This is a genomic window from Parabacteroides massiliensis, from assembly GCF_900155425.1.
Classification (GTDB): Bacteria; Bacteroidota; Bacteroidia; order Bacteroidales; family Tannerellaceae; genus Parabacteroides; species Parabacteroides massiliensis.
In genome coordinates this window covers 130220-156626 of sequence record NZ_LT700189.1, presented here as the reverse complement: position 1 = coordinate 156626, position 26407 = coordinate 130220, and the positions used below count along the sequence as shown (strand labels likewise).

The window sequence follows — 26407 nt, the reverse complement described above, 5'->3', positions numbered from 1 at the left end:
TATGGAAAGTTCCGGAAGAAAAAAGATCAATCCCCGGCAGATTGACGAGAAGGCTATCCTGGAGAAGGTGGCTGCCTTGGGTGCGCAAGGGATATACAGCTCCAGCTCGTCCAAAGCAATGCCGGTCCGTAAGGAAGATGACATCCCTCTTCCGGAAGCCGGGGGAATATCTGAGGAACAGGACATCGGGGAATATATCAATTCCCACCTGAATGATTTCTCTTCCCCCGGACGTAATCCCCTGCATATCGATAAGGAAGCATACAGGCTCCTTTCCGACCTGGTCTGGATCGTCCGTCGCAAGGACTTTACAATAGCGGGAGTTGCCAGCCGGATCATCATAGACCATTTCAAGGAAAAAGCCGGCCTGATTGAGAAGATAAAGGAATTCTATAAAAAGCAATTATATTAAAATAATGGATATGAAAATGAAAGAAAACATCAGATCCACAAGGGAAAAAACTGGAAATGCAAATGCGGTTTCCTGCACCGTAACAATGAAACCGGTCCGTAAAGAGCATCCCGAAGAGATGGCGGAAGAAAGTCTGACGCGGCTCATTGAATCCTACCGACGCGCTTCCTATCCGTCAGAGACCACTATCCTGGATATCGACGAGGTAGTTTATGAACGTATGACCGGGCTTGTGCAGGCAATCGGACGCGAGGATGTCACGACAGGCAGCTTTGTCAGCCGGGTGATATTCGAGCACCTGGAAAGACATGCCGACTTGATCCGGAAGATAGAGGAACAGGATCCGAAACGACAATAACAACGGTATGGAGTACGCATTCATTCTTCTGTTCCTGTATGCTTCCTACCTAAGCATAGAGAAGTATGTCCACACGGGCAGCATCCTTAAATGGAGGGGAAACCGGCGTTCTGCCTCCAGTTTCCCGATAAAGGAAAAACCGGCGGAAGCACAGGAAGAAGCGTCTAAGGAAGCTGTCATCGGCAGGAGCCGGTACCGGTTATGGCAATCCCCGCCTATGGACGAGGAATACGCGATGAGCGAAAAGCGGACGGATACGGACACGAAAGAGAAAATGGTACCTGTGCCCGAATTTCCCAATCCTTTCGGAAGACCGGAGGACGGGGAAGTGCCGGAACGCTACGAGATCACCGGTTATGTGGAACGCCCCGATCCGCATCGCGCCAGAGGCGTGACCTTTGACGACATGGACCTGCTCTCCAGGTTCATGACCACGGACCGCCTTTCAGAACAGGAACAATCCCATGCCCGCCAGACATTGGAACGGCTGGAGGGGACCAACGTGGAACGACTTCTGCAGACCGGCATCCTAGGCAGCGACGAGACATTGAAACTGTACATAAGACTGTACGTGGACAGTGGCAGGGAGCCGCCCCTGCTAGCGGGAAAGGACAGGGAAAGCATAATCAGGGATTTCGATATCATGGATTTCATACCCCGATAACCAATAATATAATGTATGGAGAAGTATCATGATTCAAGCTGATCCGCTTTGCGGACATTTTCCCAAGAAAACAAAAGCCGCCGGGCGGCACGGTCCAATTTTAAAGAAGGAGGTAACGATGACCGGATATTACGATTCGGGATGATCCGGCGGACATCCCGTCCTGAAGAGAGCAACACGAGTAGCAAACAATTAAAGAAGGAGGCAACGATGTACAGTTATCATGATTCCGGCTGATGCCGACAGTAAACATACGGTTACAAGAACGGTCCGCGGATATCCGGATCCGCAGCCCGTTAAAAGAAAAATTTGACATAATAGAATACAGGCATGAAAGAATATCATGACTCGGGATGATCCTTACGGACATCCCGTCCCGAAGAGAGAGCGATACGAGTAGCAAACAATTAAAGAAGGAGGTAACGATGTACGGTTATCATGATTCCAGCTGATGCCGGCAGTAAACATGCGGTTACAAGAACGGTCCGCGGGCATCCGGGTCCGCAGACCGTAAAAAAGGAAATCCGACATAATATATAGGTATGAAAGTGTATCATGACTCGGGATGATCCTTGCGAACATCCCGTCCCGAAGAGAGAGCGACACGAGTAGCAAACAATTAACACAAGGAGGTAACGATGTACGGTTATTATGATTCCGGTTGATGCCGGCAGTAAACATGTGGTTGCAAGGACAAGCCGCGGGCCGGATGCCCGCGGCCTGTCAAAAAAGAAAGTCTGACAAACATTTATTATAAATTGGTATAAGAACAATGAGACATTCAAGAACCCATTCATTTTTACGATTCTCCCCTATGGGCAAAGTGACGGACGTATTGGTATCCCTTATCGGGCGCATACCGGCCAGAACAGCCTTCCTGCTGGCATGACTGGCCACATGAGCAGCCCCCGCGTTCGCCGCCGGTGACGGGTCCGCCGGGCTGGTACAGGCCACGCAGATGGTGAACAGCTATTTTGACCCCGCCGTGAAACTGATTTATGCGGCCGGCGCGCTCTGCGGGCTGATCGGGGCCATCCGCGTGTATTCCAAGTTCTCGTCGGGCGATCCGGATACGGGCAAGACCGCCGGAAGCTGGTTCGGGGCCTGCGTGTTCCTGATCGTGGCGGCCACGGTGCTGAGGTCGTTCTTCCTGTAACCCCCATGCCATATGGAATACAAGCTGAACAAGGGCGTCGGGCAGGACGTGGAGTTCTGCGGCCTGAAGGCGCAGTACCTCTACCTCTTTGCCGGCGGCCTGCTCGCCGTCTTCCTCGTGTTCGTCATCCTCTACATGGCGGGCGTGAACCGCTGGTTCTGCATCGCTCTCTGCGTCGTATCGGCCACGGGAATCACCCTGGGCGTGTTCCGCCTGAACAGGAAATACGGCCCCCACGGGCTGATGAAGCTGGCGGCGGCAGGTTACCGTCCCTACTACATCATCAACAGAAAACGTATCACCTCACTTTTTAAACGAAGAAAATATGCGAAACATACTCAAAGCGTCCACCCTGGAAAGTAAGTTTCCCCTTCTCGCCGTCGAGGACGGGTGCATCCTCTCCAAGGACGCGGACGTGACCGTCGGCTTCAAGGTCCGCCTGCCGGAGATCTTCACCCTCACCTCCGACGATTACGAGGCCATGCACGGCGCATGAGGGAAGGCCATTAGGGTATTGCCCTGCCATACCATCGTCCACCGTCAGGACTGGTTCCTTGAGGAGGGCTACAGGGCACGCACCGACAGGGAGGAGCTGGGATTCCTTGACCGCAGCTTCGAGCTCCATTTCAACGAGCGGCCCTTCCTGAACCACTTCTCGTACCTGTTCATCACCCGTACCACGAAGGGGCGCATGCGGCAGCAGAGCAACTTCTCCGTCCTCTGCAGGGGGCATATCCTCCCCAGGGAGGTCCGCGACAAGGACGGCGTCCTCCGCTTCCTGGAAGCCGTGGAGCAGTTCGAGCGCATCATCCGCGACTCCGGGCTGGTCCGTCTGGAACGGCTCACGACGGAGGAGATCACCGGAAAGGGAAAGGAGGCCGGCCTGGTGGAGAAATACTTCTCCCTCTCGCAGGAGGACACCACCACGCTGGAGGACATCCGGCTCGGGGGCGCGGAAATGCGCGTCGGCGACAAACGGCTCTCGGTGCATACGCTTTCCGACGCGGATGACTTGCCCGCCGCGGTGCGGACGGACGGGCGGTTCGAGAAGTATTCCACCGACCGCAGCGACTGCCGCCTCTCCTTTGCCGCCCCCGTGGGGCTGATGCTGCCCCATAACCATATCTGCAACCTGTACGTGTTCATAGATGATCCGGCAGAGACCCTCCGGAATTTTGAGAAAGCGGCCAGGAATATGCGCTCCCTCTCGCGCTACAGCCGCGCCAACGAGATCAACCGGCAGTGGACGGAGGAGTACCTGAACGAGGCGCATTCCTTCGGGCTGGTCCCCGTGCGTTGCCATTGCAACGTCATGGCCTGGTCGGAGGACAGGGAGAGGCTGAGGAACATCCGGAACGACACCGGCTCGGCCCTGGCACAGATGGGCTGCAAGCCCCGGCACAATACCGTGGACGCGCCGACCCTTTACTGGGCGGGTATCCCCGGCGGGGAGGGCGATTTTCCCGCCGAGGAGTCTTTCCATACGTTCATCGAACAGGCGGCCTGCCTCTTCATCGGGGAGACGAACTACGCCTCCTCCCTCTCGCCCTTCGGCATCAAGATGGCGGACCGGCTCAGTGGCAGGCCCATCCATCTGGATATCTCGGACGAACCGATGAGACGGGGCATCACGACAAACCGCAACAAATTTATTCTGGGGCCTTCGGGCAGCGGCAAGTCCTTCTTTACCAACCATCTCGTGCGCAACTATTACGAGCAGGGTGCACACATCCTGCTGGTGGATACGGGAAACAGCTACAAGGGGCTGTGCCGGCTCATCCATGAGCGCACCCGCGGGGAGGACGGGATCTACATAACATATGAGGAGGACCGCCCGATCACCTTCAATCCCTTCTACAGCGAGGACCGGCAGTTTGACGTGGAAAAGAGGGAGAGCATCAAGACGCTGATCCTGACGCTTTGGAAGCGGGAGGACGAGGTGCCGAAACGCTCCGAGGAGGTCGCCCTCTCCGGCGCAGTGAACGCCTATATCCGCAGGATTACGGACAACCCGGAACTCCGGCCGGACTTCAACGGGTTCTACGAGTTTGTCCGTGACGACTACCGCCGGATGATGGAGAAAAAGAGGGTGCGCGAGAAGGACTTCGACATCGACGGGTTCCTGAACGTGCTGGAGCCGTTCTACAAGGGAGGGGACTATGACTTCCTCCTGAACTCGGACAAGGAGATCGACCTGACCCACAAGCGGTTCATCGTCTTCGAGCTGGACAACATATCATCGAACAAGGTGCTGCTTCCGGTGGTGACGCTCATCATCATGGAGACGTTCATTTCCAAGATGCGCCGCCTGAAAGGCATCCGGAAGATGATACTGATCGAAGAATGTTGGAAAGCCCTGATGTCGGCCAATATGAGTGCCTATGTCTTGTACCTTTTCAAGACGGTCAGGAAGTATTTCGGTGAGGCGGTGGTGGTGACGCAGGAGGTGGACGACATCATCTCGTCCCCGATCGTGAAGGAGGCCATCATCAACAACTCGGACTGTAAGATCCTGCTGGACCAGAGGAAGTACCTTAACAAGTTCGAACGGATACAGACCCTTTTGGGGCTGACCGACAAGGAATGCTCGCAGATCCTCTCCATCAACCGTGCCAACGACCCCTCACGCCGGTACAAGGAGGTATGAATAGGACTGGGAGGCGTGCAGTCGGCTGTCTATGCCACGGAGACCTCCACAGCCGAGTACCTTACCTACACGACGGAGGAGGGCGAGAAGCTGGAAGTGGAACGGATGGCGGCAAAGACCGGCAGCATGGAACAGGCCATACGGGTACTGGCCGCCGAAAAGAACAGCGGCAGGAAATAATCTTTGTAAAACATTTAAAAGAACGATTCAATGAGACGAAAAATTTTCAGCGCATTGTGCGCCTTTTTACTTACCGTACCGGCCATGCACGCGCAATGGGTGGTGACCGACCCGGGCAATCTGGCGCAGGGCATCGTGAACAGCGTCAACGAGATGGTGGAGACCTCCGAGACGGCGCAGAACGCCATGTCCACCTTCAAGGAGGCCTCGAAGATCTATGAGCAAAGCCGGAAATACTACGACATGCTCAAGAGCGTGAACTCGCTGGTGAGCGGGAGCCTGAAGGTCAAGGAGTCCGTGCTGATGCTCTCGGAAATCTCGGAGAGCTATGTGACGAACTACGGGAAGATGCTCACCGACGGGAACTACACGCAGCGGGAGCTGGAGGCCATCGCCTTCGGCTACAACAACATCATGAAGAAAAGCAGCGCGTCCGTGGCCGGGCTGAAGGACATCATCAACCCCACCGGCATGTCCATGACCGACAAGGAACGGCTGGACCTCATAGAAAGGGTGTACCGCGAGATGAGGCATTACAGGACGCTGGTGAACTACTATACCCGAAAGAACCTGCGCGTCTCCTACCTGCGGGCCAGGGAGAAGGGCGAGACCGAGCAGGTCCTGAAACTTTACGGGGAGAACGAACGCTATTGGTAAACCTTTAAAAAGATACAGACTATATGGTATTACTATCCCTATCTTTCGACAGCCTGCACGGTATCCTGCGCCGGCTGTATGACGAGATGACCGAACTCTGCCAGCCGATGATGACGCTGGCCACGGCCATCGCCGCCCTGGGCGCGCTCTTCTACATAGCCTACCGCGTGTGGCAGTCCCTCTCGCGTGCCGAACCGGTGGACGTGTTCGGCATGCTGCGCCCCTTCTGCCTGGGCATCTGCATCCTGTTCTTCGACGTGATAGTACTGGGAAGCCTGAACGGTATCCTGAGCCCCGTCGTGCAGGGAACGGGTGCCATGCTCCACGACCAGACCTTCGACGTGAGGAAGTTCCAGGAGGAAAAGGACAGGCTGCTTTCCGAGATGCCCCTGAAGGTGGCCGTGACCGGGGAGTTCAACCCCACGGACGAGGAGCTGGAGAAGGAGATCGCCGACATGGGCTGGAACGGGGAGGACTACGCGGTGATGCAGCGGATGTCCCACACCTGTTACTCCTTCTCCCTGCAAAGCATCGTGCAGACCATCATGCGCAAGGTGATGGAGTTCCTTTTCCGCGCCGCCTCGCTGGTGGTGGACACGATCCGTACCTTCTTTCTTATCGTCCTCTCCGTGCTGGGGCCTATAGCCTTCGCGATCTCGGTCTTCGACGGTTTCCAGGGCACGCTCGTGCAGTGGCTGGCCCGTTATATCAGCGTATACCTCTGGCTGCCCATCTCCGACCTGCTCGGGGTGATGCTCGCCAAGATACAGACGCTGGTGCTGCAAAGCGAGATGGAAATGATACAGGATCCCCTGAGCGTCTTCTCCCCGGACGGATCGACGGCCATCTATCTGGTGTTCATGCTCATCGGGCTGGTGGGATACTTCTGTGTCCCTACCGTGGCGAACTGGGTGGTACAGGCCGGCGGCATGGGGGCGTACAACCGGAACATGAACAACACGGCAAGCAAGGCCGCCAACGTGGGCGGGGCCGTAGCCGGGGCATCCACGGGCAACGTGGCCGGAGTGCTGCTGAAGAAGTAAGGACGAACCGGGTAATAACATTCATTCATTTCAAGACATGGAATTCAAGAGCTTAAAAAACATCGAGTCCTCGTTCAGGCAGATCCGCCTGTTCAGCCTCGTGTTCCTTGCCGCCTGCACCCTCCTGACCGTTTTCTCCGTCTGGAAGTCCTACCGGTTCGCCGAGGAGCAGCGGGAGAAGATCTACGTGCTGGACGAGGGAAAGTCGCTCATCATGGCCCTCTCGCAGGACGCCGCGCGCAACCGCCCGGTGGAAGCGAGGGAGCACGTGCGCCGCCTGCACGAGCTGTTCTTCACGCTGGCCCCCGACAAGGCGGCCATCGAGTCGAATATAAACCGGGCGATGTACCTGGCCGACAAGAGCCTGTACGGGTATTACCGGGACTGGAACGAGAAAGGTTTCTACAACCGGCTCATCAGCGGGAACGTCAACCAGACGGTGGTGGTGGACAGCATGAGCTGCGATTTCGACAGCTATCCCTACCGCGTCACCACCTATGCCCGGCAGATGATCATCCGGGGGAGCAACATCACCGAACGCTCCCTGGTGACACGCTGCCGCCTGCAGAGCACGGTCCGCTCGGACAACAACCCGCAAGGGTTCCTTGCGGAGCATTTCGAGATTCTGGAAAACAGGGACCTGCGTACCGTGGAAAGGTAACGGTGTCCCGCAGTAATCAATCATTCAATAATATCTGGAAAATGGATATAAAATCAACGGCAAGGGAAAGGCTGAAGGCATATTTGGACGGCCTTTCCGAGAAACAGAGACGGGGCATCCTCGTGGCGATGCTGGCCTTCACCTGCATCGCATCGGGTATCGTCCTGCTGCGCGCCGCCGGCCGGCTGACACCGGCAAGGGAGCGCATGGAGCTTCCCTTCGGGGAAGGCAGCCTCACGGATACCCTGCGCAGGCTGCCCGATCCCCTGAAAGGACAAGTAACAAGTATTTACCGGACCATTAAACAACCCCAGCAGAATGGAAAACAGGAAGAGTAACATGGAAGAAGGACACGTGCCCGCCGGGGAAGCCCCGGAAGGCACACGGCCGGCGGAAGCCGGGGATATCCCCTCCAAAGGGACAAAACCGGAAAAGCGGCTTAGCGGGGAGGAAATCCTGCGCCGCAGGAAATACATCGTCATACCGGTCTTCGTGCTGGTATTCCTGGCTGTCCTCTACTGGATATTCGCCCCTTCCGGTGACAACGGGGAAACGGTGGCGGGCGGTTCCGGATTCAACGTGAACGTACCGGACCCGGCAGCGGTCCAACTGGAAGGGAATAAAACGGACGTTTATGAAAGACAGCAGGTCCGGCGTGAGAAAGACAGACGGATGCAGTCGCTCTCCGACCTTGCCGGAAGGTTGTTGGAAGGTAAGGGGCAAACGGACAGCGTCACCGCTCCAAACGGCAGCATACGGCAGTCGGCGGACACTTACGAGAAGATCACGGAGCAGCTGGAAAGTTTCTACGAGACACCGCAGGAAACGGCCGGCGGCCTGGAACAGAAGGTGGATGAGCTGAACCGCCGGCTGGAAGAGGCAGAAGCGGAAAACCGGCGAGCGGAATCCCGCGAGCGGATGATGGAACAGTCCTACCGGATGGCCGCCAGGTACCTGACCCCCAACCCGGAAGGCTCGCCCGGCGAGGCGAAGGAGGAAGAAAAGCCGGAGCCTGTCCCCGTCAGCCGGGCGGAGAGCGGAACGACCTCCGCCCTGGAGCAGCCGCTGACGGATTCCGCGTTTGTCGCCTCACTGGCCGTGGAGAGGAACTACGGTTTCAACACGGCGGTGGGCAGCAGCTACCGGATGGGGATGAACACCATCCCGGCCTGCATCTCCGAGAATCAGACCCTCGAGCAGGGAGGACGGGTGAAGCTGCGCCTGCTCGAGCCCCTGCAGGCCGGAAGTGTCACTGTGCCGGCCAACAGCCTGGTGACCGGTACGGCCGACATCCGGGGGGAACGTCTGGACATCCTGGTAAGCAGCATCGAATATGCCGGGAATATCATCCCGGTAGAACTGGCCACATATGACATTGACGGGCAGCGGGGCATCTTCGTGCCGGGATCGGAAAGCCGGACGGCCGCCAAGGAAGTATTGGGGGACGTGAGCCAGAGCATGGGAGGCAGCATCTCCTTCGCCGGTTCCGCCGGGCAGCAGGTGGCGATGGACCTCACGCGGGGTGTCCTGCAAGGCGGGACACGGTTCATCTCGCAGCGGGTCAAGGCGGTCAAGGTAAAGCTGAAGGCCGGGTACAAGGTGTTACTGGTCACAAAAAAGCAATAACAAGGTTTAACTGTAATTTTTAAGCAATCATTCAAGATGAGAACATTCATTCTTTTAATCATGGCTGCGCTGGCGGGGATGACCTGCCGGGCGCAGGAGCGCAAGCCGGAGGGCGGAGTCAGGATCCTGACCGCCGGCCAGCACATCACGCCCTACAGGATCGGCGTGCCCTTCAGCAAGACGGTTCATATCCTTTTCCCCTCGGAGGTCCGCTATGTCGACCTGGGCAGCACGGACATCATCGCGGGCAAGGCGGACGGCGTGGAGAACGTGGTGCGCGTAAAGGCGGCCGTCCGGGATTTCCCCGGCGAGACGAACTTCTCGGTCATCACGGGCGACGGATCGTTCTATTCGTTCCTCGTCTCCTACGAGGAGGAGCCGGAAGCGTTGAACATCAATATGGACAGCCGGTTTCCGACAGAATCCTCCACTGAGGGAAGCGCCGTCCGTGTGACCGAGCTCGGCGAGGAGGACCCTTCGGTCATCGCCAGCCTGATGTACACCGTACACCGTCTGGACCGCAGGGACGTGAAGCATATCGGTTGCCACCAGTTCGGGATGCAGGCCCTGCTCAAGGGCATCTATGTGCATAAGGACCTGCTGTTCCTCCACATCTCATTGGCCAACTCCTCGCATGTGCCCTTCGACATTGACTTCGTGCGCTTCAAGGTGGTGGACAAGAAAGTGGCCAAGCGAACGGCACAGCAGGAGACCTACATCGAGCCGGTGCGCGCGCTCAACGAGCTGAGGCGCATAGAGGGCAAGGGGAAAGGACGCATCGTCTATGCTTTCCACAAGGTGGTCATCCCCGATGACAAGCTCATCGAGGTGGAGATTTACGAAAAAGGCGGCGGACGCCACCAGCGGTTCCATATCGAGAACAGTGACCTGGTGGACGCCGGACTGGTGGACGAACTGATAAAGGAGTAATTCTATGAGGAAATATCTGTTTATAATAATGATGTGCGCCTTCCTGTCCTCTTTGGCGGGCAAGGTTTCCGCCCAACGCTACCTGCCCGGGCAGACGGGGCTTGAACTGAGGCTGGGCGGCGTGGATGACTTCGGAAGGAACGTAAGGCACCTGAGGGGGAATTTCCAAATCGGGATGGCCCTGAGCCGTTACAACCGCAACCGCTCGCGCTGGGTATTCGGGGCGGATTATGTGAAGAAGCATTACGCCTATAAGAAAATAGCGGTTCCCAAGGAGCAGTTCACCGCGGAGGCGGGCTGTCTCTTCCCGTTCCTCTCGGACAGGGGCAGGAACGTGTTCCTGTCCGCCGGCCTGTCCGCGCTGGCCGGTTATGAGAGGGTAAACCGGAACGGCAGGCTCCTTTATGACGGGGCGACCCTGCTGCACAAGGGTGCCTTCATCTACGGTTTCGCCCCGGCATTCGAGATGGAGGCGTACCTTACGGACCGCTGGGCTTTTCTTTTCAATGTCCGGCAGCGTGTCTTCTTCGGCTCGTCCGTAGGGCACTTCCATACGGTAGTGGCCGTCGGGCTGAAATATATCATCGATTAATCTTTTAAGAACTGGAAACAATGAAATTAGGAACATTCATCATGGGATGCGCGCTGGCCCTGCTGGCGTGCACCCTTGCCGGCTGCGACGACCGTCTGGAGGTGCGGCAGGCATACGACTTCTCGCTCTCTTCCTGGTACCTGCAGGAAGGCATCGCGCCCGACGAGACGGTGGAGATCCGTCTGACGCTTAACCGCGAGGGGGATTACCGCGAGGCCCGTTACCGCGTCGGATACATACAGCTGGAGGGTGACGGCGAGGTGTTCGCCGCGGACGGAACCAGACTGGTGAACCGCGAGCTGACGGACCTCTCCGGCATCGCGGGGCTGGACACGACGGACATCCTCCGTCAGGTATTCACCCTCTTTTACCGGAACACGGGTGGGGACAATCCCGGGATCCGCTTCGTGGCGGTGGACAACTTCGGCGTGGAACGGACACTGGACATCCCGTTCTCCATCGAGGATAAAGATATGACCGACATCGTTAAAAATAAGGAACCATATGTTGATTAGGAGAGTTTGGCAAATGCCCAACAGTCGTACATTCAGTATCAAGCCTATTCGGGAACTCATTCAAAAATACGCGAACGGCTATACCATAGATCCGTTTGCGGCCGGGAACAGGCTTGCGAACGTAACGAATGATATTGATCCCCAGTATGATACTGATTTTCATATGGATGCCACGGATTTCCTGAATTTATTTAAACCGGATAGTGTGGATACGGTTCTATATGATCCTCCTTATTCTCCACGGCAAGTTGCGGAATGTTATAAAGCGTTAGGGATCACGGTCAATATGCAAACCACCCAGGCTTCATACTGAAGCAGGCAGAAAGAGGCCATCGGCCGAATTGTAAAAAAAGGAGGCATTGTAATCACCTGCGGATGGAACTCTGGTGGAATAGGCAAGAAATACGGTTTTGAAATCATAGAGATTCTATTGGTCGCCCACGGCGGGTGGCATAATGATACGATCGTGACAGTGGAAAAAAAAGTATTATAGAATATGACGGAACAGGAAAAATACGGCATGGAGCAGCTTGCCGAGTATCTGGACATGCGGATACGGAACGAGGAAAAAAATATAAAGGAGAACCGGGATAAACTGGACCGGGATTATCTTTATCATTTTGCGTGGAACGGGGAGGAGCTGTTCAAGTCCCATTTCATGGTAAAGCAATACGGGGAACTCCGGCAGGTAATCAGGGTGGCGGAAGCTCCCGGGGAGGTGCATGGATATATACAGCATAAACGGGAGGAATGCCTGAAGGAGCTGGTCAGCGGGAGTATCCGCAGGCGTAGCACGGACGATATTTTCAATCTGGCACATACCTACCGGCTGGAATGTATGCAGGGACTGGTCAAGGATTATGCTGGCTTCGAACGGCTTCTGTCCATGAAGGCTCCCCAGAAGGAGATAAGAACGAAGAAGGCCCCTGAAAGAAAGAGGCCGGACGGATTAAAGATGTAACGTATATGAGGCAGGAAAACTGGAGCGTCCGCAAACTACGGAAATTGCTGGACAACAAGATCGCAGCCGTCGAGAATGTCATGCGCGAGGGGTTGGAGTCCGCCTCTACGGACTACTGCCGTTTCTTTGAGTGGAAAGCCGCGTACCTGTACAAGGGGGAGCTACTGCGCGGGCATTACCGCCTGTTACGTAATAAAGTCAGCAGGACGGATGACGTGGAGGATCTGAAGAGGTATTTCGGGGATATCGCCATGTACCACAGGGAAAGGCTGACGGGCGGAACGCCGGCGGGAAGCGGCACCCACCCGATGGCGGACACCTGCCGCGCGCTGTCGCTGGAATGCTCGCGGCAGGTGCTGAAAGATTGCATGGAGTTCTCGCGTATCCTTTCCCTCGGACAGCCGGAAGAGGACATGAAAAAGGAAAACAGACAACCCGTAAAACATAGGACGAACGGATTAAAACGATAAGGTATGGAAAGACAGAACCCAGGCATGGTCCGGTTTATGGACCGGCTGAATGAGAAAATGGAACTCCTGGACGAAAAGATCCAGAACAAGGCGGCAAAAGCCGGTGAGGATTACCTCTCCTTTTTCGAGTCACACGCGGAAGAGGCGTACAAGGAGTATTACCTGTACAAATGTTTCAGGGACTTGAGAAAGAAGGCAAGGGAATCGGGCAGTCCGGAAAAAGTGTTGGAGTATCTGAAAAAGAGGCAGAATGTCTGCCTGGACACGTTGCTCAGGCAGGACATCGCCGCCCGCAGTACAAGCCCGATGGCGAACATGGCGCACACGCTGCGGCTCGAATGCGTCCAGCAGCTCGTGGAGGATTACGGGCATTTCATCCGGATACTTGCCGACACGCTACGGCAGCAGGAGACGCGGCGGGATACCCGGACACTCAGGGAAAAGGAAAACCGGAGGGGGCCAAAACTATAGCCTTCCCGTTCCCGGATGAGTACGGGAATAAAGAAAAATAAAGTTAAGTTATGGATAATGAGAGTTGTATCATTATGAAAGGTCAGGATGGCCGCTTTACTTTGTAAAATAAACACATAACGAAAAAGTAAATTTGGGCAAAGCGTAGCGAATTAGCTGATAGAGCGTTCGTTACGCTTTGTTTTTCTATGGGGCAGAGCCAACGAAATACCACTTCGAAGCCAAACGGTGCAGAAGTTCAGTTACCACCTCGTTACTCCCGTAACGGGTGCAGATTTCTTGCTAAAAGGTTCTGTTTCTGCGTTTTGCGTTGTTTTACATAGCTGTCAGTAACTCACTAATAACTAATTTTGTAACCCAAAAAAGGAGTGAGTTATGCGTAGTACATTCAAGGTATTATTTTACGTGAAGAAAGGCAGCGAGAAGCCGAACGGCAACCTGCCTTTGATGTGCCGTATCACGGTGGACGGCGAGATTAAACAGTTCAGTTGCAAGCTGGACGTTTCCCCACGGTTGTGGGACGTGAAGAACAGCCGTGCTTCGGGCAAGAGCATCGAAGCGCAGAGAATCAACCTTGCGGTAGATAAAATCCGTGTGGAGGTAAACCGCCGCTACCAAGAACTGATGCAGACGGACGGTTATGTTACTGCCGCCAAGCTCAAAGATGCCTATCTCGGTATCGGCGTCAAGCAGGAAACCTTGCTGAAGCTGTTCGAACAGCACAACGCCGAGTTCGCCAAAAAGGTCGGGCACAGCAGGGCGCAAGGGACATTTACCCGTTATCGGACGGTCTGCAACCATATTCGGGAGTTTCTGCCCCATACCTACAAGCGTGAGGATATTCCGTTAAAGGAACTCAACCTCACGTTCATCAACGACTTCGAGTACTTTCTGCGCACGGAGAAGAAATGCCGCACCAATACCGTGTGGGGCTACATGATTGTGTTGAAACACATCGTTTCGATAGCGAGAAACGACGGGCGTTTGCCCTTTAATCCCTTTGCCGGATATATCAACTCTCCCGAAAGCGTGGATAGGGGCTACCTCACCCAAACGGAGATACAGACGCTTATGGACGCACCGATGAAGAACGCCACCCATGAACTTGTACGGGACTTGTTCGTCTTTTCTGTTTTCACGGGTTTGGCGTATTCCGACGTGAAGAACCTCACCGCCGACCGCCTGCAAACATTCTTCGACGGCAACCTGTGGATAATCACCCGAAGAAAGAAGACCAACACCGAATCGAACATCCGTCTTTTGGACGTTCCCAAGCGTATCATAGAGAAATACAAGGGACTGGCTCGGGACGGTCATGTTTTCCCCGTTCCGAGCAACGGCAGTTGTAACAAAATACTCAAAGATATAGGCAGACAATGCGGTTTCAAGGTGCGTTTGACCTACCATGTTGCAAGACACACGAACGCCACGACCGTGCTTTTGTCGCACGGCGTACCCATCGAAACGGTGAGCCGCCTTTTGGGACACACGAACATAAAAACCACCCAAATTTACGCCAAAATCACCGCCCAGAAGATAAGCCAAGACATGGAAACCTTGTCGCACAAGTTAGAGGATATGGAGAAGAATATCTGCCGAGCCATCTAATTAAAAACAGAATCCCGATGAAAGAAGAAAGGAACATTATCACGATGGACGGGCAGGGCAATATCTCCCTGCCGAGCGATATAGGTGCAACCGCCATGACCGTGCGGGAAATCTGCGAACTGTTCGGGGTTATCGCCCCGACGGTTCGGGCAGGGATAAAGGCACTCTGCAAAAGCGGAGTTTTGAAAGAGTACGGCATAAAACGCCTTATCCGCTTACCGGAGAGAAGTTACATCGAGGTTTACAACCTCGAAACGATAGCCGCCCTCGCTTTCCGTATCGAGTCGTTCGGGGCGGCGAAAGTCCGCAGGGCATTATTAGAGAGGATTATACACGGGCGAAAAGAGAAAACGACGGTATTCGTATCGGTTGTTTCGGACGGCAAGCCCAACAGCCGTTGGAAAGCATGATGATATACCAACATATCAACATACCAACATACAAACGTACCAGCATACCAGCATGCAAACCTATCACTATGGTGATATATTATATTGCAGGTTCTATTCCTCTTTTCAGAGGAAAGCGGAGCAATCATTTCCGTTTACAAAGGCAAAGCAAGCACGGGGCTTTATGTCGGCTAAAAGGTCAGGCGGCTGCGCCGTTTCCCGATAAATCTTCCTCTCGCTTCGCTGCGAGCGTATTTATCGGGAAAACCTTGTATCCGACCGCCCCGTGCAAAAGAGCCTTTGAAAACGGAAACGACCGCCCCGCCGCCCACCATCGACCGAAAGGGAAAAATAATAAGGTGGGGGTTACGGGCAAGCAGGCGGCAGGGACAGCCACCGCCGAAAGGCAGACGGACAGACGGACGGCACGCCGCAGGGTATTTACGGGGAAAATACCGTAGCTTATTAGGGAATTTTCCGAGCCGCAATACTACGTATCGCTGAAAATTCCCCAATAAGGCAAGGGGCAAGCCCCTCTGCACACCCCATGAGGGCGGCATTTGCCGCCCTCAAAGAGAGATTAAACCAATGTTTCACAAGCCAAAAAAGAAAGGAAATATGATATGGGATTCGTAGTATTGCACATGGAAAAGGCGCACGGCAGTTATATTAAAACTGCCCCATAGGAACATACAATGTTGAAAACTTTTTTGTTCAAACATTCCCATACCTCAAAAGATTATTGTATCTTTGTACAAAAATTGTCAAGTCAAAAGATTACCAATGATGTTTGCAGATAAAATCAAACAGCTAAGAGAGCAAAACAACTTGTTGCAACGACAACTGTCCGCTGCTCTCGAAATCGACAATGGTCTATACAGCAAAATAGAACGTGGTGAACGCCGAGCCAAACGTGAACAGGTCGTTAAACTTGCCGAAATACTCAAAGTCGACCAAGAAGAACTGCTTACTCTTTGGCTTGCCGACCAAGTTTACACTGTGGTAAAAGGTGAAAATAACGCCAACAAAGTTCTAAATGTAGTACAAGAAAATATGGTTGAATATGGAAAAAAATAAATATATAAACCAAGTAATACAAGGTGATTGTTTGGAAATTATGCCAAATATCCCCGACAAGTCCATTGATATGATTCTTTGCGATTTGCCTTATGGTACAACGCAAAATAAATGGGATTCAGTAATAGACCTAAAAAAACTTTGGGCGGAATATACTCGAATTATTAAGGATAACGGAGCTATTGTTTTAACTGCGCAAGGTCTGTTTACTGCTAAACTAATAATAAGCAACGAAAGTTGGTTCAAATATAAAATCGTATGGATAAAATCGAAATCGACAAACTTTCTCAATGCTAAGAAACAACCACTTCGCAAACATGAGGATATTTGTGTGTTTTATAAAAATCAACCTACATACAATCCCCAAATGACAAAGGGCGAAAGTTATGACAAAGGCATCCGCAAAGACCAATACACAGGCAGCTATGGCGATTTTAAGCCCCGCCATGTTCAAAGTAACGGACAACGCTACCCTAATGATGTAGTTTGTTATGAAGAACAAAATATTGAGGATTTCGTGTATTTTAAAACAGCGGAATCAGAGGGAAAAGTTTATCACCCTACACAAAAGCCTGTTGAATTAGGACGTTATCTTATTCGCACATTCAGCAATCCGGGCGATACTATATTAGACAATGCTTGCGGTAGTGGTAGTTTTTTAGTAGCAGCAGCATTAGAACACCGTAATTATATAGGCATAGAAAAAAACAAAAATGTCTTACTTCATAAAACAAAGTCTATTGATTATATAAAAGTTTGCAACGATAGAATAAATGAAATTTTACGTTCAAAATTGGCTACTGTTACTGAATATGGATCGTTTGATAATCACACAACAACAGCATTAACCACTGCTAAATAATTATGGCGACTAATACAATAAAGAGGAATGAAAGAGATTGGGCTGGGCAACTTATAAGTTGGATAAAATCAGCCATAGAACACGGCACAACTGTATTTGAAGATGCCACAAACGATACAGGTGTTAAAATGGAATCAGGAAGAACTAAATTTCCAGATGTTCTGTTATTTACCGACAAAGTATCTGGTATTATTTTCAATGGCTGGGAACTTAAATTTCCTGATACTGCTGTTGATGATGCCGTAATGCTTGACAATGCGTTGGAAAAGGCGAAGAAGTTGCAATCCGATTCATTCGTAACATGGAACGGCACGGAAGCTGTGATTTGGAAAATAGACACCGATAATTATTCCATAGATACACTTAGTAAAATTAAGGAATATCAAAAAGAACGTTCTATTTCAACCCGTGATGACCTTGCAGATCCTGTAAAGTTTGCCCACAACGAGACATTATTAAAGCAACGGGCAAATGAAATTTTGCACGACCTTGGGCAATTATACACGACAGGAGAGTTAAAGCCTGCCATAAATATTACGGGAAATATTATTGAAGCAGTCCGTAGTGCTTCCAATATAATTATTCCTCAATTTCAAAAGGCAATAAATGAATGTAAGGGAAGCAATGCTGATTTTAGAAAGGAGTTCAATCAATGGAAAATTTATGAAAGTTCAACATTGAAAATTTTAGCTTCTTCTTCCCGTCGTGCAGAAACGGTTGTACCTGAACAAATTTTAGCGAAATTTACTTTTTATAATTTGATTGGAAAAACCCTTTTTTACCTCACTTTATGCGAAAATTTAAGTGGCGAATTGGAAAATATTACAATAACAGATGTTTCCAATTTAAAATCAACACTTTTCTCATATTTTGACCAAGCAAAAGCAATTGATTATCAGGCAATTTTTAAACCTTATTTTACAGACGATATAAGTTATTCTGCCACAACAAACAAGGCTTTATTTGACTTAATTCATATTTTTACTGATTTTGATTTTAGAATATTGCCGACTGCTGTAATCGGAAATATTCTTGAAAACCTTGTACCCAAAGAGGAAAAGCAAAAATTCGGTCAGTACTTTACACCTGAAACTTTGGCTAATCTTGTGGCTTTCCCTGCCGTACAAACTAACCAAGATAATTTGTTTGACCCGACTTCGGGAACAGGTACATTCTTGAACGCTTTTTACAAGATTATGGCGTTTCATGGAAATACCAATCATTCAGACTTACTGAATCACATTTGGGGTAACGATGTTTCACATTTTCCCACCATTCTTTCGGTTATCAATTTGTACAAACAAGATGTAACACAAACGGATAATTTTCCTCGTGTTACTCGTGACGATTTTTTTAATCTGAATGTAGGTAACAAAGTAAGTTTTCCCGATTCAAAAGATTACAAGAAACACATTGAATTAGCTATACCTCAATTTGATGGTATTGCAAGTAATTTCCCATTTATTCAGCAAGAAGATATTCCAAATGATGTTTTAACCAACTTTTTCAGAGGCGAGTTTCAAGCACAGCAACAAGCATTTCTTAAAGATAAAACATTCAAAATCAATGAACGTTCTGATTATTTTACTTATTGTGTGTACAACTCATTCCGCTTTTTAAAAGATGGCGGCGTTTTATCTATAATAACTTCAAATGCTTGGCTTGGTAAAGAATATGGATTTCAGTTCAAGAAATTTTTACTAGACAACTTTCATATCAAATATGTAGTGAAAAGCTATGCCGAACATTGGTTTTCTGATTCTCAAGTTTCTACCGTTTATGCGGTATTTCAAAAAGGGGCAAATGAAGAACCTACAAGATTTGTAACTATTGATTTTAAGTTGAAAGACTATTTTTCTCAGGATAATACAGCAAGTCAAATACAACAAATAGAAGATTTTTATACTGAAATAGACAATTGCGATGATACCCACAATAATAAGTGGAATAAAGATTCAACTTTCAACGATTTATACTTAAATCAGCAAGACCGTATTTCTGTTTGTATTGTTCCTAAACATAAATTATTACAGTCCATAACCGACAAGGATAATTGGGCAAAGTATTTTATTTCTGCTAACCTATTTGAAAGTTTCGACAGTTCGTTAAAACAATTATATCCTAATGTTATAAATGTTTTTCGTGGAGAACGTACAGGTTGGAATGAAATGTTTGTAATACCCGAAAGAGATGTTGCATCTTCAGGAATAGAAAACCAATATCTTTTGCCGTATGTAAAAAGCCCAACAGAATTAGAACGAATAGAGTTTGATGAAAACTATCAATTTCGATTATTCGTTTGTCCAGATGAAATAGACAATTTGCCCAATGGTGCAAAGTCGTGGATTCAACGTTTTGCAAACACACAAAACAAAAATGGCAGCCAAACAATACAACAGGCTTGTGCCGGACACCGCCCTTATTGGTATTCACTTCGCCCCAAACAAGCAAGTATCATAACAGCAATAAATCCGTTTGAACGTTTCTTTTTCACCTTCTCGCAAACACCATTTACGATAGACCAACGTTTGATTGCCATGTGTGTACAAGATGGTTATGATGTTGAGCTAATTGCCGCCTTATTCAATTCTGCTATTACATTCTTAACACTCGAAATGCGAGGCACTTCACGCAATTTAGGCGCATTAGATCTAAACGCTAATTATCTAAAACAACTGAAAGTATTAAATCCTGATTTACTTAATGATGCGCAGAAATCAGATGTTTTAGTAGCATTTCAACCCTTAAAACACCGCGAAATAGAATCAATATTTAAGGAAGTGCGAAAAGCCGACCGAATAAATTTTGATAAAACTATCTTGCGTTGTTTCGGCATAAATGAGAATCTTTTGGATAGCATTTATTCTCTGCTTATTTCTTCGGTAGATGACAGGGTTTCAATGCAAAACAAATAATTATGGAAGAGGAAGTCCCCGATATACGAACATTACCTTTAGGAATTTGCATTGTAGAAAATAATTCGTACTTTTGTAATAAAAAGAGTTATTTGACAGCACAGCAACGCAAAACGCTGAAATTCGCACGGTTGCCAACTCGTTACCTCTATTTCTCAAATAATTCGCTAAAAGTTTATTCTTCAATCGGTTGAGTCAAACCAATAAAAATCTAAAATAAAAACAATTGGACATGAGGATTGTGGAGCATAGCGTAAGACGTTGGGAGTCTTACCCGGAAGCAGACACGGAAACCTGCCTGTGGGAAGCCTGCGTGGAGCACGAAGGCGAATATTACGAGGTGCAAGTGGAAGCAAGGGAGGTCGGCGGTGACAAGATGTATTATATGGGGTATATCAGGAATACCCAATGTATAAAAGCGCATTTCAGTGACGGCTGGCTGGGCTTCGGCTTTTCCGATATACGTGGCACGTGCAAGTATATCCTGAAGTCAATGCGGAAAGTGATCCGGGGGGATTACAGCTCCATCAGGGGAGCGGGCCATTCGGTAGACATGCCTTGATAAATAAACCAGGTCCGGGACGGAGATTTCAAGGGCTGTTCTCCCAAATAACGGGGAACAGCCCTTTTTTTGTTGCCGCCAGCGGCGAAAGGTTAAAAGAGAGACAGGCTGCTGAAGAGGCAGTGGATGAACAGACGGCCCTTCTCGGTCCACACCGTATGCATGGCCGTACCGGTTTCCCCGCAGCGGCTCTGCCAGCTGTGCGTATGGGTCCGTGTGTATCCTTCCTTCTGATAACGTGCGGTAAGCAGCCAGGTTCCGCCAAGGCGGAACTGGATACCGAGAGCCTTCAGCCTCCGGTTCAGCTCCCTGCCGCTCATGCCCAACTCCTTGGCGATCTGCGTGACCGTGTAAGTGCTTGGAGAGTGGAGCACCTCGTCGAAATAACGTACTTTCGGGGCCTGCAGGCTCAATTTAAGGGCGTTCAGCGCGTTTTCCTTTTCCAGTCCGGATATGTACCGGTCACGCTCTCTCAGCTTGGCCTCCGCCAGTTGCAGGGTCCGCGAGAGCAGTTCCGCGTCCGTTTCCCCCTCTTTTTCCAGCAGGTAGCCGCCCTCCTTGAGCGTGCGGGGGACCAGCTCGTCGAAGATCCAGCTTTCGAACCTCTCGGCCGAGGGCAGGCGGCTACAGGCCATCAGGCGGTACAGGTTCCCCTCGTCGATGAACTTCACTTTCTGCCGGCCGCCTGCCGTCAGGAGGTCGTGGACGCATACCCCCTTCGGCCTGCAATGCCGGTTGACGGCATCCTTGGGATTGGCGTATCCCAATGCCGAGGCCACGTCCCTGGCGCAAAACCAGACCCTGCCTCCGGCTTCCACGGTCCGGACCTTGCCGAACTCGGGATGTTCTGTTATGACTAACGTGCGCATGTCGTTTACTGTTTATAGGTTGATTCTATCGCTTTGAATATCTCATGGATTACCTGGGGGACGATGGCGTTCCCGTATCCCTTGACGGACTGCTGCCGCCAGGAAGAAAAGGTAATACCGTCCAGCTCGTGGGGAACCCCATCATCTCGGCCACAAACAGGGGATTGAGTTGGAAACTCCTCCCAGTTTGGGCAAAGGAATCGGGAAGGCCGCCCTGCCGCGGGTTCTTCCCCTTCCTCCCAATGTGCTCCAAGGTCGGGAGCAGCCCGTGGAAGTCAAGGAAGTCCGTCAGGCCGTTGGGATTCTTCTCCCCGTCTTCCGTCTCGTGCATGGAGGTGCGCCCCTGACGTTTCCAACGTTCCACCCGTTGCCAGTGGTGTATCTCCGTTGCTGTCGGGGTGGGCAGCAGCATCTCGCGGATGATCTCCGGCAGGCCCTTCTGTTGGCTTCCGGGTCCCCTTACCTTGAAGTCCGAGGCTATCGGCGTGGGCAACAAACCAGACACGGTCCCTTCTGTGCGGGGCACCGACGGCACAAGCCGGAATAAGCAGCGGCTGGACGGTATATCCTTCACGCTCAAGATCACGGCAGATGGTCTCGACGACGTATTCCTCCCGCTTACGGTATACAGGCTGATCCTCTCCGAACAGAGAGGGCTGACATCCCACGTGAGCCGCCTTGCCGGGCTGTACCACCTGGAGGATGCCACCAACGTTCTCACCAACAATCCAACCGGGCCGGATCTCGTGAATGGCACGGAGCATGTGAGGCCAGAGGTAACGGCTGTCTTCCGCACCCTTTCGCCGGCCGGCAACGGAAAAGGGCTGGCATGGAAAACCTCCCGTGAGGATGTCGATCCGTCCCCTTCATCCCCGAAAATCCGTAGTTGTAATATCCGTATAACTTTTTGCATGGCTGAACCAGTAATTTAAAATTCGGTTACAAAACTCATCTATCTCACAGTGGAAGGCGTTGCGCCATCCCATTCATTCGGCGGCAAGATCTGCCGCACCAAACCCGCTGAAAAGCGAGGCGTGTACCAGCTGTCTCATATTTATTATCTGATTGAAGGTTCCGTTTCTTTTTTTTCTTTCTCCGCCACTTCCAGAATGAAGGCTTTCTCGTCTATCTTCCGGTAGACACCCCCCATCTCAAGCATGTTCTTGAGCCGGAGGATGTCGGTGATTTCATAGACTGTCATGCCGTTCCGGTGGACGAAGCGGATGTAGCCTTTTTGTCTTTGTCTTTCCACTTCCTCACGGCTTATCTGCAGCAGTTCGCAGATTTCTTCCAATGTGAAGGTCAGCTGCACTTCCTTCGTCGCGCAGGCATAGGCCAGGATACTCAGCATCTGCAGGCATTTGCGATGCGCCTTGACAAGAGACGCAAACTTGTTGCGCTCGATCATGATGACTTTACTTTGATTTTCCATCTTCTATGATTTTTTTACGGGTTTGTTATTTCTGATGTCCGGACTTTCGTCCCTGTATTCCTCACGGAGGAACCGGTATACATCGGAAGCCCAGAAGTATATCTTGCCGCTCAGCTTGAAATAAGGCAGCTTGCCCGAGTTACGCCAGCGGATGAGGGTCCGGTCACAGACTTTCAGCTGCAGGCGCATGTCACGGCTGTCCAGCATCTGTTTGCCATTAAAGCTGGTCATGGCATCCAGTGCCGTTTCCAGCCGGGTGATGAGCTCCCGCTGCTCGGAGAAGCTCTTCTGGATTAATGCTTTCAGCATTTCGATGTCTTCATTTCCTGCTTCCATCTTTTGTTCTTTTTCGTTCGTCATTTATCCTTCTTTCTGCCGCAAAGTTTGGGAAAAAGGAAATGTAAAAATAGGGCTGACGGATACCGCCAGCCCTATTTTTTATCTGTAATACACTTATTATCAATACCTATTTCTTTTATTTTTTTTGTTTGCCCGAATAAAATGCGGCAGGATTGGAAGTTGTCTTTAGATTTTAAAAAGTATCGATATGCCTTCGAATTTCCAATAAAAAAAGGACCAGCAAATAATGCCGGCCCTTAATTAAAAGTTTTCGATTGATTTGTTGCACCCGAAAATATTGACTATCTTTGTGATAGAGATATTTGAAATTATGCAGAGAAACGCAATATGCAGCAAGACTTTTGCTACTAATGTGTTACCTGTTACCTTTGAAATTAGCCCTTACTTTTTGATTTTCAAAAAGATAAAATCAATCACTTAGATTTTAAAAACAAAACACCTATGTTTCGAATCCGAAACATAGGTGTTTTGCTATAAAGGTATGAATGATTGTTTCAATAGTCTTTTTCGTTTGCCAAATTCCACATATTCAGAAAGGAGGCTTTCGTTATGTCGACAATCTTATTCCAGTTGATCTTTTCCACATGATCGCCCGGCATATGATAGTCCGGATGGCCGTCCGTATGATACCAGATGACCGGAATATCCAAGAGGGCGAACGAAGCGTTATCGCTTCCTCCTACCGGTTTGTCCCACGGACGATAATCAGGAGCCAGGTTCAAACCATATTCCTTGATATCGTTTTTCAGCCAGTCGCCAAACACAGGGTGCGCTTCCGTATAGAAATAAACGACGTGTGTCGGCTTGGACTCGTCATTATTACGGCCTATCATGTCATAATTGAGGTATCCTTTCACCTTGTCCATCTCCGGGAATGTCTGCACAAAGTACTTGGAGCCTAACAAGCCTTTCTCTTCGCCGTCCCAGAAAGCAAAAATAACGGTTCGCTCCGGACGGACACCTGTTGCCAAAAACGCCTTTGCGACCTGCAGGACAGCCGAAACACCCGAAGCATTATCGTCAGCCCCGTTGTATATCTGGTCGCCGTCCAGCATAGGATCAACACCGAGATGATCGTAATGGGCACCGATAATCACATATTCGTCCGGGTTCTTCCCTTCGATCTTTCCCAAGATATTGTTCATCGATAACTTCTGATGGACACCTTGTTTCAATTTCGCGATCGAATCCGGATGAACCTGGAAACGGCCCCGCTTCTGCCGTTCCTTATTATAGGCCTCGAAAGGCTGGTAATAGGATTCGAACAGAGGTTCGATCCCTATCGTTTTCAAATTAGATACAATATATTCACCGGCAATGCGTCCACCACGGAAACCGGCCTCACGCCCTTCCAAGGCATCGCTTGCCAGGAAACCGATATAGGCCTCGGCATTTGCCTTGTTAATGACATCCAGCCCTTTCTTTTCGGGCGACTCTGCCCATAACGTAGCACTCAGTGCAATAGAGACTAAGAATAATCCCGCTTTTCTCATTTCGATATTGTGTTTTACAGATTATAGTTTTCTATATCATGCAAATATAAAGAATATATATGTACTTTCGACATCAGGCCTATATATAATCACGGAACACAGAGATAATTTTTAATATGGTCGGATTGGACTAATGCAAGGCTAACTGAAATAAAAAAAGGCCAAACTCCGCTATCTCATAAGCGTCGAATGCCTCCCACATCTATCTCTCACCAGTCTTTCGAAAGACCATGGTGAAGAGACTACATCTAAAAAAATTATTTACTGTTTAATGTTCAATTTTTAGAGCTTTCGCTCATTTGGTTCATCAACTTGCGAATCTCAGCATTTACCCGCTGACACATTGAACCATTTCCTACTGACTGATAACGATCAGCCTGGTAACGCAACATAGCTAAAGTACGCATACTTTTTTCATTTTCTCTCATCATCATAATTTTACTCATTTAAATTCTCCACGCTTGGAGAATGATTAATAATAACTAAACCTAAACTTTCTCTTTCTTTTTGTTTACAGTGCAAAGGTAAGTATTTTATTTGAATCCATGCTGTAAAACATATAAAATATCTCTCATTTAACTATATTTAAAATTACAAGCATAATAGACCTCACCCATCACCACAGCTCTATTTACACCAATAGCAGTTAAGAATCAAATAATATCAAAATGTTTCAGTGCATTATACACTCCATTCTCATCGACAGAGGTCGTCACATAGCCGGCCGCGTTCATCACCTCTTCGGCAGCATTGCCCATGGCAACTCCGATCCCGACATGGCCAAGCATCTGGATATCATTTCCGCCATCGCCAAAGGCCATGCATTCGTCCAGACCGATATGGAAATGTTCCAGCATCTTGTCAATCCCGACCCGCTTACTGCTTCCAAGAGGTACGATATCCGTAAAAAGAGGATTCCACCGCGTGGATTCACAATGGGACAAAACTTGCATAATTCGCTTTTCCTGCTCTGCCGTAAAAAAGGCGATCAACTGGTAAACCGTCTTTCCGTAGATATCCTCGATCGGACGGATGGGAGGAGCCGGGAAGTTCAACAGATGAAACACATCGTTTACGGCTTTATCCGTATAGTTCATGAAAATCTCCTCTTCCTGCACGAAGGCACAAGGGAACTCGCCTTCCATTTCCTGGTAACGCACCAAGGATTCGATATCCTTATCGGGAATGCTGTGCTTATAAATCACATCGTCTTTCCCGGCAAACACATAGCCGCCATTCAAAGTCACATAGCCATCAAACTCAAGATCGCCCAGATTGTTAATCGAACGGCGGTGACGGCCGGTTGCTATAAAGACTTTTATCCCCTTCTTCTTCAACAACTCGATCGCATGAAGGGTGGATTTCGGGACTACATGTGTTTTAAAGCTGACCAATGTCCCATCTATATCAAAAAATACTGCCTTAATCATAACCTAAACTCATTACCCGACAAAGGTAAGAATAAATACGGATTTCCAATGATTAAACAAAAAAAGC

At 50.2% G+C, this 26407-nt stretch carries 30 protein-coding genes and 2 pseudogenes; 25 read left to right on the top strand and 7 right to left on the bottom strand.

The genetic code is table 11. From position 1 onward, the window contains the following. Position 1 precedes the first annotated feature (1 nt). From BQ9893_RS00685 to BQ9893_RS00555, 25 genes and pseudogenes are all read left to right on the top strand, one after another. Complete coding sequence (locus BQ9893_RS00685; RefSeq protein WP_044130067.1) at positions 2-412, top strand: hypothetical protein; 411 nt, start codon at positions 2-4, stop codon at positions 410-412. A 10-nt stretch (positions 413-422) separates the two neighbouring features. Next, positions 423-770: a DUF3408 domain-containing protein gene (locus BQ9893_RS00680; protein ID WP_244155016.1), complete on the top strand. Its 348-nt coding sequence runs from the start codon at positions 423-425 to the stop codon at positions 768-770. Positions 771-777: 7 nt separating this feature from the next. Next, positions 778-1434 (top strand): hypothetical protein, encoded by a 657-nt coding sequence (locus BQ9893_RS00675; RefSeq protein ID WP_075964284.1) that lies wholly within the window; start codon positions 778-780, stop codon positions 1432-1434. 904 nt (positions 1435-2338) lie between these two features. Continuing rightward, positions 2339-2590, top strand: a pseudogene (locus BQ9893_RS00670) (DUF4134 domain-containing protein); the annotation flags it as partial. A gap of 12 nt (positions 2591-2602) precedes the next feature. Further along, positions 2603-2953 (top strand): DUF4133 domain-containing protein, encoded by a 351-nt coding sequence (locus BQ9893_RS00665; protein WP_075964283.1) that lies wholly within the window; start codon positions 2603-2605, stop codon positions 2951-2953. Further along, positions 2916-5417 (top strand): annotated as a pseudogene (locus BQ9893_RS00660) (TraG family conjugative transposon ATPase). The gene BQ9893_RS00665 and the pseudogene BQ9893_RS00660 overlap by 38 nt, the downstream one beginning before the upstream one ends. A 30-nt stretch (positions 5418-5447) precedes the next feature. Further along, a complete protein-coding gene (locus BQ9893_RS00650) occupies positions 5448-6074 on the top strand; it encodes a DUF4141 domain-containing protein (RefSeq protein ID WP_075964281.1) in 627 nt (208 codons plus the stop codon). A 23-nt stretch (positions 6075-6097) separates the two neighbouring features. After that, positions 6098-7117, top strand: a complete 1020-nt coding sequence (traJ, locus tag BQ9893_RS00645; protein WP_075964280.1) for a conjugative transposon protein TraJ — start codon at positions 6098-6100, stop codon at positions 7115-7117. Between the two features lie 37 nt (positions 7118-7154). Then, positions 7155-7778 carry a conjugative transposon protein TraK gene (gene traK / locus BQ9893_RS00640; RefSeq protein WP_075964279.1) on the top strand — a complete coding sequence of 208 codons (624 nt, stop codon included), beginning with the start codon at positions 7155-7157 and terminating at the stop codon, positions 7776-7778. A gap of 2 nt (positions 7779-7780) precedes the next feature. Beyond that, complete coding sequence (locus tag BQ9893_RS00635; RefSeq protein ID WP_244155015.1) at positions 7781-8116, top strand: hypothetical protein; 336 nt, start codon at positions 7781-7783, stop codon at positions 8114-8116. Further along, the gene (gene traM, locus BQ9893_RS00630) at positions 8097-9404 is read left to right on the top strand and encodes a conjugative transposon protein TraM (protein WP_244155014.1); all 1308 of its coding nucleotides are present in this window, start codon (positions 8097-8099) and stop codon (positions 9402-9404) included. The genes BQ9893_RS00635 and traM overlap by 20 nt, the downstream gene beginning before the upstream one ends. A 36-nt stretch (positions 9405-9440) precedes the next feature. Next, entirely contained in the window at positions 9441-10334 is an 894-nt protein-coding gene (traN, locus tag BQ9893_RS00625) for a conjugative transposon protein TraN (protein WP_075964278.1), read from the top strand. A 4-nt stretch (positions 10335-10338) separates the two neighbouring features. Then, positions 10339-10926, top strand: a complete 588-nt coding sequence (locus tag BQ9893_RS00620; RefSeq protein ID WP_075964277.1) for a conjugal transfer protein TraO — start codon at positions 10339-10341, stop codon at positions 10924-10926. A 20-nt stretch (positions 10927-10946) separates the two neighbouring features. Further along, complete coding sequence (locus tag BQ9893_RS00615) at positions 10947-11441, top strand: TraQ conjugal transfer family protein (protein WP_075964276.1); 495 nt, start codon at positions 10947-10949, stop codon at positions 11439-11441. After that, positions 11431-11754 carry a hypothetical protein gene (locus BQ9893_RS21850; RefSeq protein ID WP_199676325.1) on the top strand — a complete coding sequence of 108 codons (324 nt, stop codon included), beginning with the start codon at positions 11431-11433 and terminating at the stop codon, positions 11752-11754. The genes BQ9893_RS00615 and BQ9893_RS21850 overlap by 11 nt, the downstream gene beginning before the upstream one ends. A gap of 183 nt (positions 11755-11937) precedes the next feature. Beyond that, complete coding sequence (locus BQ9893_RS00605; RefSeq protein ID WP_075964275.1) at positions 11938-12402, top strand: hypothetical protein; 465 nt, start codon at positions 11938-11940, stop codon at positions 12400-12402. A gap of 5 nt (positions 12403-12407) precedes the next feature. Then, entirely contained in the window at positions 12408-12872 is a 465-nt protein-coding gene (locus BQ9893_RS00600; protein WP_075964274.1) for a hypothetical protein, read from the top strand. Between the two features lie 3 nt (positions 12873-12875). Beyond that, positions 12876-13343: a hypothetical protein gene (locus tag BQ9893_RS00595; protein WP_075964273.1), complete on the top strand. Its 468-nt coding sequence runs from the start codon at positions 12876-12878 to the stop codon at positions 13341-13343. Positions 13344-13718: 375 nt separating this feature from the next. After that, the gene (locus BQ9893_RS00590; RefSeq protein WP_075964272.1) at positions 13719-14951 is read left to right on the top strand and encodes a site-specific integrase; all 1233 of its coding nucleotides are present in this window, start codon (positions 13719-13721) and stop codon (positions 14949-14951) included. Between the two features lie 17 nt (positions 14952-14968). Next, the gene (locus tag BQ9893_RS00585) at positions 14969-15361 is read left to right on the top strand and encodes a MerR family transcriptional regulator (protein WP_075964271.1); all 393 of its coding nucleotides are present in this window, start codon (positions 14969-14971) and stop codon (positions 15359-15361) included. A gap of 68 nt (positions 15362-15429) precedes the next feature. Next, on the top strand, positions 15430-15801 hold the full coding sequence (locus BQ9893_RS00580) for a hypothetical protein (RefSeq protein WP_244155013.1): 372 nt from the start codon (positions 15430-15432) through the stop codon (positions 15799-15801). A gap of 322 nt (positions 15802-16123) precedes the next feature. Continuing rightward, positions 16124-16417, top strand: coding sequence for a helix-turn-helix domain-containing protein (locus BQ9893_RS00575; RefSeq protein ID WP_075964270.1), 294 nt, complete (start codon positions 16124-16126; stop codon positions 16415-16417). Further along, positions 16404-17279 (top strand): DNA-methyltransferase, encoded by an 876-nt coding sequence (locus BQ9893_RS00570; RefSeq protein ID WP_075964269.1) that lies wholly within the window; start codon positions 16404-16406, stop codon positions 17277-17279. The genes BQ9893_RS00575 and BQ9893_RS00570 overlap by 14 nt, the downstream gene beginning before the upstream one ends. 2 nt (positions 17280-17281) lie before the next feature. Then, positions 17282-20194 (top strand): N-6 DNA methylase, encoded by a 2913-nt coding sequence (locus BQ9893_RS00565; protein WP_075964268.1) that lies wholly within the window; start codon positions 17282-17284, stop codon positions 20192-20194. A gap of 232 nt (positions 20195-20426) precedes the next feature. Continuing rightward, positions 20427-20756 carry a hypothetical protein gene (locus tag BQ9893_RS00555; protein ID WP_075964267.1) on the top strand — a complete coding sequence of 110 codons (330 nt, stop codon included), beginning with the start codon at positions 20427-20429 and terminating at the stop codon, positions 20754-20756. Positions 20757-20848: 92 nt separating this feature from the next. Here BQ9893_RS00555 and BQ9893_RS00550 read toward each other — a convergent pair whose 3' ends face one another. The 7 genes from BQ9893_RS00550 to BQ9893_RS00520 form a co-directional block, all read right to left on the bottom strand. Further along, entirely contained in the window at positions 20849-21625 is a 777-nt protein-coding gene (locus BQ9893_RS00550) for a phage antirepressor (RefSeq protein ID WP_075964266.1), read from the bottom strand. 275 nt (positions 21626-21900) lie between these two features. Beyond that, positions 21901-22476 carry a DNA cytosine methyltransferase gene (locus BQ9893_RS21935; protein ID WP_241902980.1) on the bottom strand — a complete coding sequence of 192 codons (576 nt, stop codon included), beginning with the start codon at positions 22474-22476 and terminating at the stop codon, positions 21901-21903. A 206-nt stretch (positions 22477-22682) separates the two neighbouring features. Beyond that, positions 22683-23057 carry a MerR family transcriptional regulator gene (locus BQ9893_RS00535; protein WP_008766487.1) on the bottom strand — a complete coding sequence of 125 codons (375 nt, stop codon included), beginning with the start codon at positions 23055-23057 and terminating at the stop codon, positions 22683-22685. Positions 23058-23060: 3 nt separating this feature from the next. Continuing rightward, on the bottom strand, positions 23061-23393 hold the full coding sequence (locus tag BQ9893_RS00530; RefSeq protein WP_075965337.1) for a helix-turn-helix domain-containing protein: 333 nt from the start codon (positions 23391-23393) through the stop codon (positions 23061-23063). 518 nt (positions 23394-23911) lie between these two features. Next, positions 23912-24910 carry a M28 family metallopeptidase gene (locus BQ9893_RS00525; RefSeq protein WP_075964264.1) on the bottom strand — a complete coding sequence of 333 codons (999 nt, stop codon included), beginning with the start codon at positions 24908-24910 and terminating at the stop codon, positions 23912-23914. A 275-nt stretch (positions 24911-25185) separates the two neighbouring features. Further along, positions 25186-25344 carry a hypothetical protein gene (locus BQ9893_RS21520; protein WP_167369815.1) on the bottom strand — a complete coding sequence of 53 codons (159 nt, stop codon included), beginning with the start codon at positions 25342-25344 and terminating at the stop codon, positions 25186-25188. 219 nt (positions 25345-25563) lie between these two features. Further along, complete coding sequence (locus tag BQ9893_RS00520) at positions 25564-26340, bottom strand: Cof-type HAD-IIB family hydrolase (RefSeq protein WP_075964263.1); 777 nt, start codon at positions 26338-26340, stop codon at positions 25564-25566. Positions 26341-26407: the final 67 nt, after the last annotated feature.

Excerpts from the sequence above, each read along its gene's own strand:
- BQ9893_RS00685 (WP_044130067.1), top strand. The coding sequence starts at position 2 with ATGGAAAGTTCCGGAAGAAAAAAGATCAATCCCCGGCAGATTGACGAG.
- BQ9893_RS00680 (WP_244155016.1), top strand. The coding sequence starts at position 423 with ATGAAAATGAAAGAAAACATCAGATCCACAAGGGAAAAAACTGGAAAT.
- BQ9893_RS00675 (WP_075964284.1), top strand. The coding sequence starts at position 778 with ATGGAGTACGCATTCATTCTTCTGTTCCTGTATGCTTCCTACCTAAGC.
- BQ9893_RS00665 (WP_075964283.1), top strand. The coding sequence starts at position 2,603 with ATGGAATACAAGCTGAACAAGGGCGTCGGGCAGGACGTGGAGTTCTGC.
- BQ9893_RS00650 (WP_075964281.1), top strand. The coding sequence starts at position 5,448 with ATGAGACGAAAAATTTTCAGCGCATTGTGCGCCTTTTTACTTACCGTA.
- traJ (WP_075964280.1), top strand. The coding sequence starts at position 6,098 with ATGGTATTACTATCCCTATCTTTCGACAGCCTGCACGGTATCCTGCGC.
- traK (WP_075964279.1), top strand. The coding sequence starts at position 7,155 with ATGGAATTCAAGAGCTTAAAAAACATCGAGTCCTCGTTCAGGCAGATC.
- traM (WP_244155014.1), top strand. The coding sequence starts at position 8,097 with ATGGAAAACAGGAAGAGTAACATGGAAGAAGGACACGTGCCCGCCGGG.
- traN (WP_075964278.1), top strand. The coding sequence starts at position 9,441 with ATGAGAACATTCATTCTTTTAATCATGGCTGCGCTGGCGGGGATGACC.
- BQ9893_RS00620 (WP_075964277.1), top strand. The coding sequence starts at position 10,339 with ATGAGGAAATATCTGTTTATAATAATGATGTGCGCCTTCCTGTCCTCT.
- BQ9893_RS00615 (WP_075964276.1), top strand. The coding sequence starts at position 10,947 with ATGAAATTAGGAACATTCATCATGGGATGCGCGCTGGCCCTGCTGGCG.
- BQ9893_RS21850 (WP_199676325.1), top strand. The coding sequence starts at position 11,431 with ATGTTGATTAGGAGAGTTTGGCAAATGCCCAACAGTCGTACATTCAGT.
- BQ9893_RS00605 (WP_075964275.1), top strand. The coding sequence starts at position 11,938 with ATGACGGAACAGGAAAAATACGGCATGGAGCAGCTTGCCGAGTATCTG.
- BQ9893_RS00600 (WP_075964274.1), top strand. The coding sequence starts at position 12,408 with ATGAGGCAGGAAAACTGGAGCGTCCGCAAACTACGGAAATTGCTGGAC.
- BQ9893_RS00595 (WP_075964273.1), top strand. The coding sequence starts at position 12,876 with ATGGAAAGACAGAACCCAGGCATGGTCCGGTTTATGGACCGGCTGAAT.
- BQ9893_RS00590 (WP_075964272.1), top strand. The coding sequence starts at position 13,719 with ATGCGTAGTACATTCAAGGTATTATTTTACGTGAAGAAAGGCAGCGAG.
- BQ9893_RS00585 (WP_075964271.1), top strand. The coding sequence starts at position 14,969 with ATGAAAGAAGAAAGGAACATTATCACGATGGACGGGCAGGGCAATATC.
- BQ9893_RS00580 (WP_244155013.1), top strand. The coding sequence starts at position 15,430 with ATGGTGATATATTATATTGCAGGTTCTATTCCTCTTTTCAGAGGAAAG.
- BQ9893_RS00575 (WP_075964270.1), top strand. The coding sequence starts at position 16,124 with ATGATGTTTGCAGATAAAATCAAACAGCTAAGAGAGCAAAACAACTTG.
- BQ9893_RS00570 (WP_075964269.1), top strand. The coding sequence starts at position 16,404 with ATGGAAAAAAATAAATATATAAACCAAGTAATACAAGGTGATTGTTTG.
- BQ9893_RS00565 (WP_075964268.1), top strand. The coding sequence starts at position 17,282 with ATGGCGACTAATACAATAAAGAGGAATGAAAGAGATTGGGCTGGGCAA.
- BQ9893_RS00555 (WP_075964267.1), top strand. The coding sequence starts at position 20,427 with ATGAGGATTGTGGAGCATAGCGTAAGACGTTGGGAGTCTTACCCGGAA.
- BQ9893_RS00550 (WP_075964266.1), bottom strand. The coding sequence starts at position 21,625 with ATGCGCACGTTAGTCATAACAGAACATCCCGAGTTCGGCAAGGTCCGG.
- BQ9893_RS00535 (WP_008766487.1), bottom strand. The coding sequence starts at position 23,057 with ATGGAAAATCAAAGTAAAGTCATCATGATCGAGCGCAACAAGTTTGCG.
- BQ9893_RS00530 (WP_075965337.1), bottom strand. The coding sequence starts at position 23,393 with ATGGAAGCAGGAAATGAAGACATCGAAATGCTGAAAGCATTAATCCAG.
- BQ9893_RS00525 (WP_075964264.1), bottom strand. The coding sequence starts at position 24,910 with ATGAGAAAAGCGGGATTATTCTTAGTCTCTATTGCACTGAGTGCTACG.
- BQ9893_RS21520 (WP_167369815.1), bottom strand. The coding sequence starts at position 25,344 with ATGATGATGAGAGAAAATGAAAAAAGTATGCGTACTTTAGCTATGTTG.
- BQ9893_RS00520 (WP_075964263.1), bottom strand. The coding sequence starts at position 26,340 with ATGATTAAGGCAGTATTTTTTGATATAGATGGGACATTGGTCAGCTTT.